At 72.7% G+C, this 16,984-nt stretch carries 15 protein-coding genes; all 15 read right to left on the bottom strand.

From position 1 onward, the window contains the following. Positions 1 to 511: copper amine oxidase N-terminal domain-containing protein (locus VM221_09195; protein HUT74989.1), on the bottom strand; the 511-nt coding region annotated here is incomplete at its 3' end. Positions 512 to 709: 198 nt separating this feature from the next. After that, a complete protein-coding gene (locus VM221_09190; protein ID HUT74988.1) occupies positions 710 to 1,687 on the bottom strand; it encodes an SDR family oxidoreductase in 978 nt (325 codons plus the stop codon). A 7-nt stretch (positions 1,688 to 1,694) separates the two neighbouring features. Continuing rightward, positions 1,695 to 2,858, bottom strand: coding sequence for a glycosyltransferase (locus VM221_09185; GenBank protein HUT74987.1), 1,164 nt, complete (start codon positions 2,856 to 2,858; stop codon positions 1,695 to 1,697). Continuing rightward, a complete protein-coding gene (locus VM221_09180; GenBank protein ID HUT74986.1) occupies positions 2,855 to 4,369 on the bottom strand; it encodes a radical SAM protein in 1,515 nt (504 codons plus the stop codon). The genes VM221_09185 and VM221_09180 overlap by 4 nt, the downstream gene beginning before the upstream one ends. Then, positions 4,366 to 5,481: a glycosyltransferase gene (locus VM221_09175; protein HUT74985.1), complete on the bottom strand. Its 1,116-nt coding sequence runs from the start codon at positions 5,479 to 5,481 to the stop codon at positions 4,366 to 4,368. Before VM221_09175 ends, VM221_09180 begins: the two co-directional genes overlap by 4 nt. Next, complete coding sequence (locus VM221_09170; protein ID HUT74984.1) at positions 5,481 to 6,314, bottom strand: polysaccharide deacetylase family protein; 834 nt, start codon at positions 6,312 to 6,314, stop codon at positions 5,481 to 5,483. The genes VM221_09175 and VM221_09170 overlap by 1 nt, the downstream gene beginning before the upstream one ends. Further along, positions 6,314 to 7,498, bottom strand: a complete 1,185-nt coding sequence (locus VM221_09165) for a GNAT family N-acetyltransferase (GenBank protein ID HUT74983.1) — start codon at positions 7,496 to 7,498, stop codon at positions 6,314 to 6,316. The genes VM221_09170 and VM221_09165 overlap by 1 nt, the downstream gene beginning before the upstream one ends. Then, entirely contained in the window at positions 7,495 to 8,424 is a 930-nt protein-coding gene (locus VM221_09160) for a methyltransferase domain-containing protein (protein HUT74982.1), read from the bottom strand. Before VM221_09160 ends, VM221_09165 begins: the two co-directional genes overlap by 4 nt. A 27-nt stretch (positions 8,425 to 8,451) precedes the next feature. Continuing rightward, complete coding sequence (gene murJ, locus VM221_09155; protein HUT74981.1) at positions 8,452 to 9,993, bottom strand: murein biosynthesis integral membrane protein MurJ; 1,542 nt, start codon at positions 9,991 to 9,993, stop codon at positions 8,452 to 8,454. Further along, positions 9,990 to 11,363, bottom strand: a complete 1,374-nt coding sequence (locus tag VM221_09150; GenBank protein HUT74980.1) for an O-antigen ligase family protein — start codon at positions 11,361 to 11,363, stop codon at positions 9,990 to 9,992. Before VM221_09150 ends, murJ begins: the two co-directional genes overlap by 4 nt. Beyond that, positions 11,360 to 13,087, bottom strand: a complete 1,728-nt coding sequence (locus VM221_09145; GenBank protein ID HUT74979.1) for a hypothetical protein — start codon at positions 13,085 to 13,087, stop codon at positions 11,360 to 11,362. The genes VM221_09150 and VM221_09145 overlap by 4 nt, the downstream gene beginning before the upstream one ends. Beyond that, the gene (locus tag VM221_09140; protein ID HUT74978.1) at positions 13,087 to 13,881 is read right to left on the bottom strand and encodes a methyltransferase domain-containing protein; all 795 of its coding nucleotides are present in this window, start codon (positions 13,879 to 13,881) and stop codon (positions 13,087 to 13,089) included. The genes VM221_09145 and VM221_09140 overlap by 1 nt, the downstream gene beginning before the upstream one ends. Next, the gene (locus VM221_09135; GenBank protein ID HUT74977.1) at positions 13,872 to 15,326 is read right to left on the bottom strand and encodes a radical SAM protein; all 1,455 of its coding nucleotides are present in this window, start codon (positions 15,324 to 15,326) and stop codon (positions 13,872 to 13,874) included. The genes VM221_09140 and VM221_09135 overlap by 10 nt, the downstream gene beginning before the upstream one ends. Next, positions 15,323 to 16,009: a glycosyltransferase family 2 protein gene (locus VM221_09130; protein ID HUT74976.1), complete on the bottom strand. Its 687-nt coding sequence runs from the start codon at positions 16,007 to 16,009 to the stop codon at positions 15,323 to 15,325. The genes VM221_09135 and VM221_09130 overlap by 4 nt, the downstream gene beginning before the upstream one ends. Beyond that, positions 15,996 to 16,984: hypothetical protein (locus VM221_09125; GenBank protein HUT74975.1), on the bottom strand; the 989-nt coding region annotated here is incomplete at its 5' end. The genes VM221_09125 and VM221_09130, both read right to left, overlap by 14 nt.

The following is a 16,984-nucleotide window of genomic DNA, read 5'->3' as shown; positions in this document are numbered from 1 at the left end:
GCGCCCACGGCGGCGGCCCGTAGCCGCGAATGATGGTTACCACGTAGGGGGGCGCATAGGGCAGCGCCTGGTAGTAGCCCCACCCCGGCGGCCCCAGGATCAGCACCCGGTTGTACTCCGGCTGCCAGCGCACCGGAACCTCGAAATAGCGGTCGAAGAGGATCACCGGAACCAGCATCTGGCCGTTGACCACGATCGGCGGCACCGGCAGCATCACCGGTTGCCCCATGTAGTAGGCGCTGGTGCTGCCGATCGCCAGACCCAGCTCCCGGTCGCGATAGGTGAGGGTAGCGCGGTTGTGCATGGCGTCCCACAGCAGCCCCGCGCCCAGGTAATCGGCGGTGCGCTTGAGGGGCACATAGGTGTGCCCCTGGTAGACGAACGGCGTGGCACCGCCTGCGGCGATGACCGTCAGACGACCGTGGTCGTCGTTGCCGTCCGCCGCCGCGCCGCTGGCGCCGATCCCGATCAGCACGATCGCCATTAGCGCCCACGATATACATTTCCTCATGATTCGCTCCTCGCTGCCCCCGCCGTCCGCCCTCTATTATATCGTCCGCCACGGCGCGCGGGCGGCTCCGCTGTGCCGCCGGCGACACACACGCCCGCAACCACCCGGCGAAGCTTCATCCTATTTGACGGCCGGCGGCGAGGAAATGTTTCATCGCCGCAGCAAGTGGGCGCGCCGACTCGTCGGGGGGGCCTTCGCCTATGCCGACGCTCCCATGGCGGCGTGGGTGCTGCCGCCCAGCGACAGGCGTGAGCGGTGCCACTCCACGGTGCGCCGCAGGCCCTCGCGAATGTCCACCTGCGGGGTGTAGCCCAGCAAGCTGGCGGCGCGGGAGATATCGGCGACGCTGTGGAGCACATCGCCGGGACGCGAGGCCGCGTGCTCGGGCGCGATGCCGTTGCCGGTGTGCGCGCGCAGCAAGTCGAGGAGCTGGAGCAGGTTGACCCGGCTCCCGCAGGCGATATTGAAGACCCCGCCCGGCGCCTGCGGCGCCTCGCACGCCAGCAGGTTGGCCTGCACGACGTTGGCGACGTAAGTGAAATCGCGCGACTGCGCGCCGTCGCCGTGAATGACCGGGCGCTGGCCGTGCAGCAGCGCGTCGGCGAACTTGGGGATCACCGCCGCGTACTGCGAATCCGGCCGCTGGCGGGGGCCGTAAACGTTGAAGTAGCGCAGCACCACCGTCTGCAGCCCGTAGAGGCGATGGAACACGCGGCAGTAGTGCTCGCCCGCGAGCTTGCTCACCGCGTACGGCGACAGCGGCCGCGGCTCGGCGTCCTCGCGCTTGGGCAGCTGCGGGTTATCGCCATAGACCGACGAGCTGCCGGCGAAGACGACCCGCCGCACCCCCGCGTCGCGCGCCGCCATCAGCACGTTGAGCGTGCCGTTGAGGTTGACCTCGGCGGTGGTCACCGGGTCCACCAGCGACCGCGCCACCGACGCCAGCGCCGCCTGGTGCAGCACGTAGTCAACGTCGCTGCACGCCAGGCGCACGGTCACCGGGTCGCGCAGATCGCCCTCCAACATGCGAATGGCGCCTCGCACCGCGTCCAGGTTGTCGTGCTTGCCGGTCGAGAAGTTGTCGAGCACGCGCACCTCGTGGCCGCGCGCTATCAGCTCCTCCACGATCGCCGACCCGATGAAGCCCGCCCCTCCCGTCACCAGGAACATGGCCATCGCTTGCTCACCTCCTCACGATAATGTAGGGGCGGATCTCCGCTCCGCCCGCTGCTTGGGACCGATCGCGGGCGCCCATCGCCGCCCGGTACAGCGCCTCCACCTGCGACACCATGCCTGGCAGCGAGAACCGCTCGCGCACCCGCTCGCGCGCGGCCGCCGCCAGCCGCCGCGCCAACTGCGGCCGCCGCAGCAGCAGGTCGAGCTTGCCCGCCAGCGCCCGCGCATCGCCCGGCGCGAACAGCAGCCCGCTGCGCCCGTCCTCCACCACCTCCGCGATGCCCTCGCAGTCCGACGCCACCACCGCCCGCCCCGCCGCCATCGCCTCGATCACCGCCAGACCCAGGCCCTCGCGCAGCGAGGGCAGGACGAACAGGTCCATCGCCGCCAGCGCCGCGTGCGCCTGCGTGGTCGCCAGCTCGCCGGTGAACACCACGCGCCCGTCGAGCCCCAGCTCCGTCGCCAGCGCGCGCAGTCGCGCCCGCTCCGGCCCGCCCCCGACAACCAGGAAGCGCGCCCCGGGATGCCAGCGTGCGACCAGCGCCGCCGCGCCGATGAAGACCTCGACCCCCTTCACCGGATGCAGTCGCGCGACCGTGCCCGCCACCGGTTCCTCCGGCGGCAGCCCCCAGCGGGCGCGCGCCCGGCGGCGCGCGCCGTCGCCGGCCCCGAAGTCCGCGAGCTCGACCCCGTTGTGCACCACCCGCACGCGAGCGGGCGCGTCGCCGCAGCAGGCGACGCGGTAGTGCGCCACCGCGCGCGAGATGGCGATGGTGGCGGCGGCGCGGCGCGCCAGCGCGCGGCTGCACAGGCGCGCCAGTCCCGGCCGGGCGCGCGCATCGAGGGTGCAGTGGCCGTGAATGATGACGGACGCGCGCGCGGCGCGGGCCGCCGCGAGGCCCCACAGCTCGGCCCACAGCAGGTGCACGTGCACGAGCTCCGGCCGCAGCTCACGCAGCAGACGGCGCAGGCGCAGGTAGCCGGACACATCTCCCGGCCCCTTCGCCCCCAGGCAGCGCAGGTCGAGGCCGTCGGCGGCGGAGACCGGCTCGCCAAGCGCGCACACGGTGACCTGCCACCCGCGGGCGCGCAGGTGGCGCGCCATCCCGCGCACCAGGTTCTCCGCACCGCCGCAGCCCAGGTGGTTGATGACGTGCAGCACGCGGCTCACGGTTCGCCCTCCGCGGTAGCGCGCGAACCGACGCCCGCGCGCGCCCCGCCCCGGAACTCGGGACGCAGCGCCGTCAGCGCCCGAAACACCGCCGGCTCCACCCGCGACAGGAGGCGCACCCCGAGGCCCGGCACCCGCTGGCGCAGGGCCGAACTCAGGCGCAGGTACTTGCTCAGGAACGAATACTGGCGCAGCAGCGTCGCGCGCGGCTGCTCGTCGTAGATGGGGACGGTGGGGAAGTTCACCATGCCTTGATGGTGGCGGTCGTACCAGCCGAAATCAGCGGGCAGCAGCCCCTGGCGGCGGGCCATGCGCTCGACCTCGGTGCCGGGGTAGATGCGCAGGATTTGCGTCGAGAGCAGGGTCGCGCGGGTGGAGAGACAGCGCGCGAAGGTCTCGCGCAGGCCGGCGGGATCATCCCCGGGCAGGCCGATGATGAGGTAGAGGGTGAGGAGGCGAATGCCGGCCTGCCACGCCGCCTCGATGACCTCGGCCGCCTGCTCGCAGGTGGCCTTGGTGCCGATCTTGGCGCAGACGTTGGGGTTGAGGGTTTCGAGGCCGAAGTCGAGCTGGCGGCAGCCCGCGCGCGCCATCAGCCCCAGCATCTCGCGATCCACCAGGTCCACGCGGGTGCTGGTGCCCCATACCACCCCCAGGTTGCGCGCGATCAGCAGCTCGCACACCGCGCGCGCCTTGCGCCGGTCGGTGGTGAACGCATCGTCATAGAAGTAGATGCCGGTGATGCCGTAGTCGCGGACGATGGACTCGATCTCATCCACCACGCGCTCGGCGGCGAGGCTGCGCGTGCGCTTGCCCCAGAAAAACGTCGCCGAGCAATAGGCGCAGCCGAAGGGACAGCCGCGGTTGGACAGCACCTGCGTGCTGCGCCGCCCCAGGCTGCGATACCCGGGGTAGCGGCGCATGTCCACCAGGTCGCGCGAAGGCGGCGGCAGGCGGTCCAGGTCGCAGGGCGCGGCCGCGCCGTCATTGACCACCACGTCGCCGTTGCGGCGATAGGCGATGCCCGCGATCTCGCTCCACGCCTCGCCGCGCACCAGTCGCAGCAGCTTGTGCTCGCCCTCCCCCATCACCACCACGTCGGCGGCGGTGCGCCGCAGGGTCTCCTGCGGGCAGAAGGTGACATGGGGGCCGCCCACCACCAGCGGCAGGTCGGGTAGGCGCTCGCGCAGCGCCGCCGTCGTCTCCGCCAGCTCCAGGCGGGTGTGAGTGGTGCAGGTCAGGCCCAGGACATCGGGCGCCGCCCCCTCGACGGCGCGGCCCAGGGCGTCGTAGTCCATCCCCTGCGCGGCGGCGTCCACCACCTTCACCTCGAAGCCGGCTGCGCGTACATAGCTCGCCAGGTAGAGCAGCCCCAGCGGCGGGTAGTGCACGTTGTGATAGCGGTTGTAGCGATTGGGTACCGTCGCCAGCATCACCCGGCGCACGTTCTCCAGCCGCGGGGACCGGGGTTCGCTTCCCGGCGCGGGGTTGACGGCTGTGGAATCGGTCATGTGGTCACCTCGATGAGTTCCTCGTACACGGCTTCGGTGCGGCGCACCATCTCGGCCACCGTGAAGTCGCGCGCGATGGTCGCGCGCGCCGCCGCCCCCAGTCGTCCGCGCCGCTCGGGGTTGGCGAGCAAAGCCCGCAGCGCCGCCGCCAGCGCTTCGGCGTCGCCGGGCGCGACCAGCTCCCCGTTGACCCCCGGGGTGATGGCGTCGCGCATGCCCCCCACGTCGCTCGCCGCCACGCAGCCCCCCAGCGCCATCGCCTCCAGCACCGCGTTGGGCAGGACCTCGCTCAGCGACGGCTGCGCGTAGAGATCCGCCGCCGCCAGGTAAGGCGCGACCTGCGGCTTCCAGCCGATAAACCGCACCCGGCCGCGCAGGCCGAGGTCGGCGGCCAGTCGCTCCAGCCCCGCGCGCTCCTCGCCGTCGCCGATGATCGCCGCGCGCACGTTGACGCGGCGGCGTCCGAGCGCGGCCACCGCGCGCAGCAGCGTCGCATGCCCCTTGAGGCCCACCAGCCGCCCGGCGGATACCACCAGCGGCGCTCGCCCATCGCCCATCTCGCGGCGGGCGCGGCGGATCTCGGCCGCGGCCGGCGCGGTGATGGAGACCCCGTTGCGGACCACCCGCACGCGCGCCCGCGGCACGCCGCGCCGCTCGTACTCCCCCACCAGGAACGCCGCGGGCACGATGAAGCGGTCAATCGGCGCGTTGAGCAGGCGGGCCAGGGGGCCGTCCTGGCGCCAGCGCGCCCAGAAGGGATCGAAGCCGACATTGCGGCGGCATACGACAGGCACCCCCAGCAGATGGGCGATGATGCCCTCGACGCGGCTGGGGTTCATGTGAAAGAGCTGAAACCCGCCGCCGCGCAGGGTGCGCGCGAGCTTGGCCGCGGGCGCGGGGTGCCAGTAGGCGCGGGCCGGGACCACGGTCACATGGAGGTCGAGGCGGCGCAGGCACTCGACCAGCCCCCCGTCGGAGCGGCAGATGACATGATGCTCGAAGCGGTCGCGGTCGGCGGCCTCGAGGTAGGTGGCGAGCGCGCGCTGCGTGCCGGCCAGGTCGCCGGGGCCGACGCTGTGCAGGACGCGGATATGGCCGTTGGCGCGATGCATCAGCCGCCATCCTCCGGGGGGCGGGTGCGGCGATAGTACCACCCGGCCGCAGGGGAGAGCTTGAACGCGAAAGCGCACAGGTCATCGGTGGGATTGGGCGCCACCCGGCGCAGGGCATAGCGGTCGCAGCCGGGGCCGCTGAAGCCCGGCCGGGTGCTCGCCGCCCCCATGTAGCCCAGCCCCGCGGCCGCCTGCTGCGTCGGCGCATCGAAGTCGCCGAAGGGATATGACAGGAAACGCACCGGCGTCCCGAAGTGCTCCTCCAGCACGCGCCGCGAGCGTGACAGTTCATCCACCAGCTCGCCGTAGTCGAGCGCGCTCAAGCGCGCGTGCGACCAGCCGTGGCTCTGGAACGACATGCCGGCCGCGGCCATGCGGTCGGCTTGCTCCCACGACATGAAGTCGAGCCGCTTGGCGCCCTCCTCGGGGGAGGTGACCATGGCCCGCGTCCGCGGTGAGTACCACGCCGTCATCCCCGCCAGCGCGGGCGAGAAGAATATGATCGCCCGCAGACCGCACTCGACCAGCACCGGCAGCGCATTGGCCTCCAGATCCGCCAGGCCGTCGTCGAAGGTGATGACGACGCGCCGGTCGCCCCCGCAGGGCGGTGTCGGGTGCACCACCTGTTCGAGTCCGACGCCGCGGTATCCGCGCCGGCGCAGCCAGCGCATCTGCGCCGCGAAGCGGGCGGGGTTGATCGCGTGCGGCTCGTCGGAGATGGAGTGATAGCAGAGAATGGGGATGGCGGCGGCGGCGATGTCGGTCGCCTCCAGCAACCGCGACCACACGCGACCGGCGGTGCGTGAGAGCATGGATTGCGCCAGAGCAGACATCAGTGTTCTCCCCGATTGGCGGCAGGGGACAGCTCCTTCCCGCCCCGCGCCTGGCCGCCGCCCTGGGCCACGGGGAGCTGTCCCCTCGGCAAAGCGCCGCAGCGCGGCCGCGAGAGGCGGAGTCTGCGGGCCGCCGCGGCGGTCGCGCGGCGCGACGCGCGGATCGCCGTCCGCCCGGTTGCGCACAGCGCCAGCCGCAGGCGCGAGCGCCCCGCCTCCAGCCGATAGGTGTCGCGTCGCTGGGCCCCCCAGCGCAGCTTGTAAGCTTCCCCGCCCCATAAGAAGTCGAAGCGCCGCAGCCCGGCCGCGATCGCGGTTTCCATGGTCAGGCGCTGGATCAGGTCGCCAACGTTATACTGCGCGAAAGCCGGGTCGAACCCGCTGTTCCAGAAATAGAAGGTGTCGCCCCAGCGCATGCCCGCCAGCGCCGCCGCCGCGCGGCCGTCGCACCGCAGCAGGCCCACTGACGCCGCGCCGTCCATGGCGGTCAAGGCCTCGCGAAGGAAGTCTGCGGACTCGCCCTCGGCCAGGCGCGACCGGCGTCCCGCGGCGTCCATGCGCAGCCGGTGCAGGCGCAGGAAGTCCGCGAACGCCTGCGGATCATCGCGCGGGCTGCAGACGCGGTACTCGACGGCGCATTCGCGCTCCAGCCGCCGCCGGTAGTAGTCCAGCCGCTTGCGGAATGAGCCGGTCAGGCGCTCCGCGAACACCGCCGCCGAGTCCGGCAAGGGCATGACATAGGAGGGCCGGTCCCGCTCCACGCGATAGGTGATGCCGGCCTCTGCCAGCGCGTCCGCCAGCGGACATAGCTGCTCCTCCGGCAGCGCGGACAGCACCACCGTGCGCCAGGCGCGCGCGCCGCGCAGCCACTGCGCGAACGCCTGCGCCGCCGGCGCCAGGTCGTCGGCGCGCGCCAGCATGCCGAGGTAGATCGAGCGCTCCGCCGCGACGAAGCGCAGGCCTCCGCCGTGATTGACCAGCGGCATCAGCGCGCGCAGCTCGCCGTCTTCAGCGCGCGCGGCGAGGGCGCAGGGCGTCGCGTCGTGCAGCCGGCGCAGCGCGGCGCGCGCCCAGGGCCAGGACAGGAACGGTCCCGCCTGCGCGCTGGCGGCGGCGAGGGCCTCCCACTCGCGGCGCAGCGCGAGCAGGCCCTCCACAGTTGTAATCGCGGTCACCCGCATCATGGTTTCCGCGCGGCGACGAGCAGCAGGTCGCCCGTCAGCCGCGACCACGGGAAGCGCTCCAGGAGATGGTCAATGCGCGCCGGGAGACGGCCGCCGCCGTTGGTCGCGAACGTCGGCAGGTTGCGGATACCACACAGCTCCTCGATGCTCCACCCCTCGAACATGGCGCCGAGCTCGCCGGCGGTGAACCGGTGGAAGAAGATCTCGCCGGCGTGCAAACCCTCGCGGGCGCCGCCGATGCGGCCGGCCAGGGGGTAGTTGTAGGCGGTGAGCACCAACCTCCCGCCCGGCTTGAGCGCGCGGCCCATGAGCTCGAGCGCGCACCGGCGCTGCGCCGGCTCCGGCAGGTGCTCGAGGACCTGGGTGCTGACGACGCGGTCGAATGACGCGGGTCGCGCCGGCAGGCATCTGACATCGCCCGCGACAAAATGGAGGCGCCAGCCGGGGTCGGCCTTGCGGCGGTTGACCAGCAGCGAGGAGACCGAGAAGTCAACCGCCACCACCGTCGCCCCGGTCGCCGCCGCGGCGTGGGTGAGCTTGCCGGTGCCGGCGCCGGCGTCGAGCACCACGTGCCCGCGCCGCACCCCGAGGCGCTGCATCACCGCCTCTGTTTCCACCGTCTGCACGTAGCGCGGAATGACGGCGTCGTACTCGCCGGCGCGGGCATCGCGCGCCCGCATCTCGCGCGCCGCCAGGTCCCCGGTATCGGTCGGCTCCCGCAGCATGCGCACGATGCCCTCCTCAATGGGGTATGCCTGCCCGCATCTCGGGCAGCGCAGCCCGGCGCCGACTGCCGCCAGCGGATGACCGCCGTCAATCGGGCAGGCCAGGAGGGCGGCCGCTGACGCGGCGTCGGCGGCGGCACTTGTCGAGTTGCGCGTCATGTGCATAGCCATGTGGCTAAGGCCGACGAGTCGGCCTGCCATGGCGGCCCGCCGGTACGGGCCTAGCCATCAGTGCGCTCGCCGCAGCAACTGGCGGCCGATGCGCCCGATCTCCAGCGCCTCTTCGGTGCGCAGGCAGGCGAGGACGCAGGTGTACACGGCCGCCCCCGCCGCCGCCGCGCCGGGCAACAGCAGGAGCGCCCATCGTCCTTCCAGCGCGCCGGCCCGGTCGCGCCCCGCCCACAGCAGGGCGCCCACCACCAGGGAGGCCACCACCGCTTTGGCGGTGAACAGCGCCAGCGGGCGCCAGCTCACGCCGTGGGTCGCGCGCGCCAGCGCCGCCATCATCAGCGCCGCGTTGGCGCTCATCGCCAGCGACAATGCAAGCGCGAGCGCCCCCGCGCCCAGCGCCGGCAGCAGCAGGCGCGCGGCGCCGATGTAGATCGCGAGCGACGCCGCCGCGGCGATCATGGGGGTGCGCGAATCGCCCGTCGCATGATAGACCTGGGCCAGGAAATGGCGCAGGCTCATGCCGAGCAAACCGAACAGGTAGAGCGCGGCCACCCACGAGGAGAGGGCCGTCGCCCGCGCGTCGAACGCCCCGCGCTGGAGCAGGAGGCGGATGAGCGGCTCCCGCAGCAGCAGCGCCCCGACCGTCACCGGCAGCGCCACCAGCACGTGGGCGCGCACGCCGGCGGCGACGAGGTGGCGGAAACGCTCCAGCGAGCTCTCGGCGAAGCGCTGCGCGAGATGCGGGAAGAGCGCATTGGTCAGGGCGCGCTCGAACACGTAGAACAGCAGGAGCAGCCGAACGCCGTAGTCCAGGCACGAGATGCTGCCCGCAGCCAGGGTCGAGGCGAAGGTCTTCTCCAGGATCATCATCGCCTGCAGGATGATGGCGCCGCCCAACATCGGCGCGCTGAATGCCAGCGCCCGCCGCACCTCGGGGCAGCCCAAATCGAGCACCGGCTGCCAGCGCCAGCCTACTCGCGCCAGCGCCGGCAAGTGAGCGATGACCGCCACGCCGTCGCCGGCGAGGAAGCCGAGCGCGTAGGCGGTGATGCCGAGGCGAGGATGCAGCCACGCCAGGACGATGACCGCCACCGCATTGGAGACCGCCAGCCGCGCCGCGGGCAGCCAGAACCTGCCATGAGCGTGCAGCGCGCCCTGGGCGATGCCGAGCGCGAATTGCAACGGCACCAGGGGCGCCAGCACCCGCGTGAGCAATACCGCCCGCGCGGCGGTCGCCGGGTCCAGGCCCGGTGCGACCGCCCGCACCACCTGGGGGGCGGCGATAGCATACAGAGCCGTGCCTGCGACGGCGACCAGGGCGATGGTGTTGGTCAGCGCGCTCAGCGCCCGCCAGCCCTCGCGCTCGCGCCCCCGGGTGCGGTGGCGGACGATGACGTTGAGCGCTGCCGTGGACAGGGATTCCGAGCCGATGATGATGGCGGCCATGGGCAGCGCCAGCGCCGCCAGCATGGCGTCGAGATCGCGCGAGAGGCCGAACAGGGCCGCCACGAGCACGGTCTTGAGCACGCCGACGAGCTTGTCGGCGCCGAGGCCGATGGTGATGATGCCGGTGTTGCGGGCGACCGTGCCCCGGGTCATGGCGCCTGCTCCTCGGCCGCGGCGGCCGCCGCCAGCCCCGCCAGCGTGAACAGCAGGTGCCCGATGCCGCCGATGAGCAGCGGCCCCGTCAAGCCGGTGATGCCGAGGACGAACACCGCCGCCCCCAGGCCCAGCGCCAGGGGATGGCCGCGCGCCCCGCGGGTGAGGGCGGCGCCGCTGATCGCGGCGATGAAGGCGATCATCCCCGCCAGCCCCAGCAGGCCGCTCTCGAGGAAGGCCTGGAGGTAGGCGTTCATCGTGCCCTCGACGTAGCGCAAGGCGTCGGCGGGGATGCCGAGCAGTGCCTCGATGGTGAGGGCGTTGGCGCCCGGCCCCAGGCCCAGCCACGGATGGGTGATTGCGAGATCCCATCCGATCTTCCAGCTCAACAGCCGCACGGCGAGATCGCTGCTCCCGTGCGACGTGAACGCGAACGCGATCTTCTCCGCCCCCGCGACGCCGGGCCAGACCAGGCCCGCCACGCCCACCGCGGCTGCCAGCCCCGCCACCCCCGCCAGCAGCGACCGGCGGCCGCCGGATAGAAGCATCAGCATCATCAATCCCGCGCCCGCCGCTGCCGCGGAGCCGCGCGTGCCGCTGCTGATGAGGCCCGCCAGCAGCACCGGCGTCGCGCCCGCGGCCAGTACCCGCAGCCGCCCCCGGCCTTGTGCCGCCAACGCCAGCGCCAGCACCCACGCCGCCGCCATGTAGTGCCCGAAGCCGGCGTCAACCGTGCCCATCGCGCGCATGCTCGCCCGCGCCGACAGGTACGGCGGCCACAGCCCGCGGTGGCCCAACTGCGCGGGGACGAACTGCAGCAGCACCGCGTAGGCGGCCTCCAGCGCGGCCACGCCCAGGAAGACCGCGACCGCATACCGCAGTGCCCGCGGCTCGCGCGCGGCGTGGGCGACGAAGTAGTAGAGGCCGACGAAGGACACCCCCAACTGGAGGATCTTCTTGGCCGACGCTGCCAGCGGCACCACGCCGGGGCTGAGGGCGACGGCCAAGGTCGAGCCCAGCGCCGCCACCACCAGCGCCGAGAGCGCCCAGTCGCCCGGGGTGCGCGGGACGACGATGCGCCCGCGCGCCAGCATGCCCCCGCCCCACGCCAGCAGCACCAGCACCACCGCCACATCCGGCGGCCCCACGATCGCAGCGCCGACGTGAAACGGTATCGGGAAAAACGGCGCCACTACCAGCAGCGCCAGCGCCCACCTACCCCCACGCGCCGCCGCGGCGCAGGCGGCGGCGCCGATCACCATCAGCGCGGGAGCGGCGCGGAGCAGGGGCGCCTGGGCGCTCAGTGCAAGGCTGACCCCCACCCCGGCCGCTCCCGCCGCCAGGTAGAGCATGGCTCTTGCCGCCGTCATCGCCGGACCTCCATGCCCACCCTCGCTTGAACCGTCGTCTCGCGCCGATAGATGATCGCGCGCTGACCGCGGACCGTGAATTCCGCGCACGCGCGCCAGCCGACAACCCGCCCGCAGGCTACCCGGCGCACGAGCTGCTGCCCGGTGGGAATCAACCGCTTGCGCTCATCGGCGTAGCGGCGGCTGAGCACCATCGCCGGCTGCCGGCCGCTTAGCGGAATATCGGTGCTGCTCCACAAGACATGAGTCACCCGCGCCGGCAACGCGATCCCGGGCCGCGCGCGCTCGAGCGGCCCCAAGTCGCAAAAGCGCACCCGCGGTCGCGTGCACAGCTCGCGCACCAGCGCCAGGGCCGAGCTCGTCCCCGCCAGGCATGCCGGTTCCGCCCGCGGCTGATCACACCACCGCGCCACCGGCTGCAACTCCGCCCACCACGCGCTCTCCCGCTCCAGGTACCACCCGCTCAGGCCCATGGCCCCGGCGGCGGCCAACGCCGTCACCGCCAGCGCCGCCACGACCTGGCGCCCGGCGGCGCGCACGCCGATGACGCCCATCGCCACCGGGGCCGCCAGGGGGACGATCCACGGCCAGTCCGGGCGCGCCGCCCACGCCGCCGCCGCCGCCGCCGCCCCGCCCCCCGACGCCGCCGCGACCGCCCAGCGCCACCCCGGGCCGACGCGCCAATGGGCTTGCGTGGACCGCGCCACCGCCAGCCCGCCCGCGACCGCCAGCAGGTGCGGAAGCCACAGCACGGGCAGCGCGAACCGCGTGTTGGCGGCGGGATATGCGAGGTGGATGCCGACGTAGAGCGCGCCCACCGACAGCATGGGCGCGGCGACATCAGGGCGATGTCGCACCAGCACGCGCGCCCCGATGGCCATGAGCACAGCCATCACGGCGAAGGCGCCAGTCGCCGCCGCGCCCCACACGGCGCGGTCCGCGAGCACGCCCTGCAGCACCTGCACCGGCATGAAGCCGATGGTGCTGATTGCCAGCGAGCGCACGAACTCCCAGCCGGCGGAGCTCTGCGCGACGACGACTTGCGCGTAGGGATTCGGCGCGCCGCGCAGGGCGCCGATTGCCAACCACGTGAAGGCCGGTGCGGCCGCGAGACCCGCGGCCAGCGCCACGCGCCGGGGATCACGCCGCCGCCGCCAGTCGCAGCCGGCGAGCGCGGCGACGACGGCGAGCGCATCATAGCGCCCCGCCGCCGCCAGCCCGGCGGCGAGGTAGGCCCCGCGCCGCCCCGAGGCGTGGAGGTAGAGCGCCGTCAGCATCGCCGCCATCAAGGTCGGCTCGACCAGCGGGTGCACGGTCACATAGGCCATCGTCCAGTGCAGGCCGCTGAGCATCACCACCAGCAGCGCCCAGCGCCCGACGATCAGAAAACACAGCTCGTACATGACGACCAGCGCGGCCGCCGAGAGCGCGAGGTTGATCCCCTGCGCCGCGGCGAGGGTCGGTCGAGCCCCGCCGACGAGGGGCGAAACCAGGGCGATCAGCGCCGGATAGAGCGGAGCGCGCTGAAACTGGTGCGGGAGATGCCCCGCGGCGAGTGCGCGGGCAGTGTGCTCGAAATCGAAGAAGTCCGGCGCGGGGACAACGAAATACCCCCACTGCGTAAGGCGGTAGGCGGTCAGCACGGCCGCGAACGCCAGCAGCGGCCAGCGCCCCCGGGCATAGCGCCCGCCAGCACCCGCTGCGCTCGCGACCCGCCGTCGCATCAGTGTCCCTCCCTGCGGCGCAGAGCGATCGCCAGGCGAAAGCCGATGGCCGGCATCCAGCGCCGCAGCCGCCGCTCCACCCGCCAGGCCGCGCGCGCCAGCGCTCGCGGCAGCAGGGGCGGATAGGAATACCCCCCCGACAGCGGATAGACGATGGCGTCGCGCGGGCGGCAATGAATAATCTCCAACCGCGGCGCGCGCGCGGCGACCAGCTCGGGGTGGCGCCACAGCAGCAGGGTCGGCAGCGCCTGGTTGCCGCCTGCGCAGTACCCGGGATCGCTGCCCAGGTCGGCCGGTTCATGGTGCAGGTAGCGATAGACGGGATAGCTCAGCCGCGACATGAAGGGCTCGAGCAGCAGCAGGCGGCCGCCGGGGCGCAGCGCGCGGACCGCCTCGGCCAGGAAGTCAAAGGGTCGCGGGAGGTGGTGGAGCACATCGGTGCCGGCGATGTTGGCCAGCGCCCCGGTGCGCACGGGCAGGCGCAGGGCGTCGGCCGCGAGGTCGGCCCAGGGCAGGGCAACGATATCGCTCTTCCAGCAGCGCGGCAGGGCGCCGTCGAGGCTGCCGCAGCCGCAGCCGATCTCGAGGCTGGGCCCGGGCGCGGCGAAGGCGAACAGCTCCGCCCACGCGTCGGCATAGGCGCTGCGCAGCAGCGGCCGCGCCCACCAGATGCGTCGGTGGTCATGCAGTTCGGCGACCGCCGTCGGGAGCGAGGGGACAGTTCCCCGTGGCCCAGGGCTGCGGCCAGGCGCGGGGTGGGAAGAAACGGTCCCCTCGCTTGCCGTCACACCCACGTCAGGAAGTCCTTGACGCTGCCGGCGAGCCGCCCAAGCTGCTGTAGGGAGTGTGTCTGTTTCAGGGTCCGAGCCATCAACTTGGGCCGCAAGTAGAACCGTCGGTAGGCGGCTCGCCGCAGCTCCATGATCTCCTCGGCGCGGAGCTGAGGGGTGTTGAGCACTGAGAAGTTCTGCTCGAAGCGCGACCAGTCGTCGTCTTGGATCCAGCCCGCAGCGCGCGCCTCGTCGTAGAGGGGGGAGCCGGGGAACGGTACGGCGCAGTAGAACTGGGCGAAGTCGAGGCCGATGTCGAGCGCGAAGCGGATGGTGGCGATGATGTCGGCGCGGGTTTCGCCCGGGAAGCCGAGCACGCAGTGGCCGGTAACCTGGAGGCCGGCGGCGTGGGCGGCCTGCACCGCGTCGCGGTTCTGGGCGAGGGTGGTGCCCTTGCGCACGCCGTCGAGGATGCGCTGCACGCCGGACTCGATGCCGTAGCCGATCATCCAGCACCCGGCGCGGCGGAACCGCTCCAGCAGCTCGCGGTCAACGTGATCCACGCGGCTGTTGCACACCCAGCGCACGTCCAGGCGGCGGCGGATCATCTCCTCCGCCAGCTCGGTGGCGAAGCGGCGGCTAAGGGTGAAGGACTCCGACCAGAACAGGAAATCGCGGATGCCGAAGTCGCGCAGGTTGCGCTCGATCTCGTCGGCGACGCTGCCGGCCGAGCGCAGGCGCAGGCGGCAGCCGTAGTAAGTGCGGTCGGCGCAGAAGGTGCAGGGGTAGGGGCAGCCGCGGCCGGTGCCCACCAGCAGGAAGCGCTCGCCGGAGAAAGGCATGCGATAAAGGCCGGTACGAATCAGGTCCCAGGCGGGAGCGGGCAGGTCGTCGAGATCGGCGATGAAGGGGCGGTCGGGGTTGTGGCGTATCTCGCCCTCCGGCGCCGCCGTTTCCGAATCCCGATCTATCGGGGCCCCCGGCGGTGCGTCTGTGCGCCACGAGATGCCGGCGATCGCCGAGTAGTCGCGGCCGCTTGCCAGTTCGGCGATCGTCAGCTCCGGCTCGCCGCGGACGACGGCATCGAGCGCGGGCTCCAGCTCCAGGGTTTCCGCGGGCAGGGCGGTGCCGTGAATGCCGATGGCGGCGCAGCGCGCTTGCGGGCAGACCGCCTTGACCCAGCGCGCGGTGCCGAGGTCGGAGACGAGGGCGGGGGTGACGGCGTTGAAGACCACGAGCTCGGGGCGGAAGGCGCCGATGATGTGGGCGAGCCGGTTGAAGTCAAGGTCCTCGACGATGCAGTCGCGCAGGCGCACCTGGTGCCCGTCGCGCCGCAGCACCGCCGCGCAGGTGGCGAGCGAGATCGGCGTCCATACCGCGGTCCACGCCCCCGCGCGCTGCATGCAGCGCCCCTCGCGCACCTGGCGCACGCCGTCCGCCGCCGGGGGATTGACCAGCAGCACTCTCATCGCGTCAGCATCTCCTTGGTGAAGTGCCACACGAAGCGCCATCCCTGTCGCGTCGGCAGCTTGGAGCACCCGGCCGCGCGCTCGTACTCGTGGCTGGCCACCTCCGCCACCCGGTAGCCGGCCTTGAGGCACTTGAGCACCATCTCCTGCTCGATCAGGAAGCCGCGCTCGCGCGTGCCCAGGGCCAGCAGGGCCTGCTTGCGGACCGCGCGGAAGCCGTTCTCGATGTCGGTCAGGCGGGCATGCCAGCGGCGGTTGACCAACACCGCCAGCAGGCAACTGCCGGTGTTGCGGATGAAATTGTCGAAGGTGCCGTGCAGCTCGTCGCTGCCGCCCAACATGCGCGAGCCCACCACCAGCTCGGCCTCCCCGCGCAGGATGGGCGCGGCCAGGCGCGGGATGTCGGCGGGGTCATGGGAGCCGTCGGCGTCCATGAACACCAGCACCTCGCCGCGCGCGTGCCGGGCGCCGATGCGCAGCGCGGCGCCCTTGCCCAGGCCGTCGTCGCACACGACGTCGGCCAGCGCCAGTCGGGCCTGCTCGACCGTGCGGTCGCGTGACTCGCCGTCCACCACCACCACCTCGCGCGCGTAGCGCCGGGCGTCGGCGACCACCGCGGCGATGGTCGCTTCCTCCTCCCGCGCGGGCACGATCACCGTAATCCGCGGATCAGGTTGCTCCATCGGTTGCCTCCTGCCGCATGCCGAGCACGTAAGCCCCCAGCAACCCCAACAGCAGCCCCGCCGCCGCCCCGGCCAGCGCCGACAGCTGGCGCCGCGGCCACACCGGCTGCGCCGGCGGATGTGCGCGATCCAGCATCTGGTAGCGCGTCTGCTCCTCGACCTCGGCGATGCGCACCAGTTGCAGTTGCGATTCCAGCGTTTCCACCAGCGCCTGCTTGAGCGCGACCCGCCGCTGCAGGCGCGCCAGGCCCAGCCCCACCTGCGGCAGCGTGGCCAGGCGCTGCTGCAGCCGCTCCACCAGCCGCTGCAGCTCCTGGCTGCGCGCCTCCAACCCCGCGCGCCGGCTGCGCAGCGCCACCAGGTCGTCAATCGAGCCACTGACCTGGGTCACCCCCGCGTTCTCACGCAGCGCCACCTGCGCCGCCGCCTGCTCCGCGCTCGCCTGCGCCCAGTTGCGAATCATCTCTTGCGCCTCGACGTCGAGGGCATAGCTGCCGTGGCTGGTCTGATAGCTCTGCAGGTCGCGCTCCAGAGTCATCAGGTGCGCCCGCGCCTCCCGCAGTTGGCGCTCGATGAAGCGGCGCTTGCGCCGCGCGGAGGAGGACATGAAATCATCGAGCGCGCCGACGTAAGCGTTGGCGATGTCGCCGGCGAGCTCCGCGCTGGGGGCGATGGCGGTGATGGTGATGAGGCCCGAGAAATCGCCGCGCGCGGCAACCTGGCGCCGCAGCATCTCCGCCAGCGCCCATGCGCCGACCGGGCGCGCGGGCGCGAAATCATGGTGGTGGGCGAGATCGAGATGGCGGCTCACGGTGTCGGCGATGGCATGGCTGCGCAAGATGCTGACCAGGTAGGAGGCGGTCTCGGAGGTCGCGCCCTGACTCAAGAGCTGGCCCATGCCGCCGCCAAGGTCGAGGGCGCGCAGGGCGCCGCTGACCGTGTTGCCCTGGTAGGACAGGGCGTAGATCGTAGCCT

Source organism: Armatimonadota bacterium, assembly GCA_035527535.1.
GTDB lineage: Bacteria > Armatimonadota > Hebobacteria.
Note: the sequence above shows the minus strand (reverse complement) of the source record. Positions and strands in the feature narration are given on the sequence as shown.

Excerpts from the sequence above, each read along its gene's own strand:
- VM221_09190 (HUT74988.1), bottom strand. The coding sequence starts at position 1,687 with ATGGCCATGTTCCTGGTGACGGGAGGGGCGGGCTTCATCGGGTCGGCG.
- VM221_09180 (HUT74986.1), bottom strand. The coding sequence starts at position 4,369 with ATGACCGATTCCACAGCCGTCAACCCCGCGCCGGGAAGCGAACCCCGG.
- VM221_09175 (HUT74985.1), bottom strand. The coding sequence starts at position 5,481 with ATGCATCGCGCCAACGGCCATATCCGCGTCCTGCACAGCGTCGGCCCC.
- VM221_09170 (HUT74984.1), bottom strand. The coding sequence starts at position 6,314 with ATGTCTGCTCTGGCGCAATCCATGCTCTCACGCACCGCCGGTCGCGTG.
- VM221_09165 (HUT74983.1), bottom strand. The coding sequence starts at position 7,498 with ATGATGCGGGTGACCGCGATTACAACTGTGGAGGGCCTGCTCGCGCTG.
- VM221_09160 (HUT74982.1), bottom strand. The coding sequence starts at position 8,424 with ATGGCAGGCCGACTCGTCGGCCTTAGCCACATGGCTATGCACATGACG.
- murJ (HUT74981.1), bottom strand. The coding sequence starts at position 9,993 with ATGACCCGGGGCACGGTCGCCCGCAACACCGGCATCATCACCATCGGC.
- VM221_09150 (HUT74980.1), bottom strand. The coding sequence starts at position 11,363 with ATGACGGCGGCAAGAGCCATGCTCTACCTGGCGGCGGGAGCGGCCGGG.
- VM221_09145 (HUT74979.1), bottom strand. The coding sequence starts at position 13,087 with ATGCGACGGCGGGTCGCGAGCGCAGCGGGTGCTGGCGGGCGCTATGCC.
- VM221_09135 (HUT74977.1), bottom strand. The coding sequence starts at position 15,326 with ATGAGAGTGCTGCTGGTCAATCCCCCGGCGGCGGACGGCGTGCGCCAG.
- VM221_09130 (HUT74976.1), bottom strand. The coding sequence starts at position 16,009 with ATGGAGCAACCTGATCCGCGGATTACGGTGATCGTGCCCGCGCGGGAG.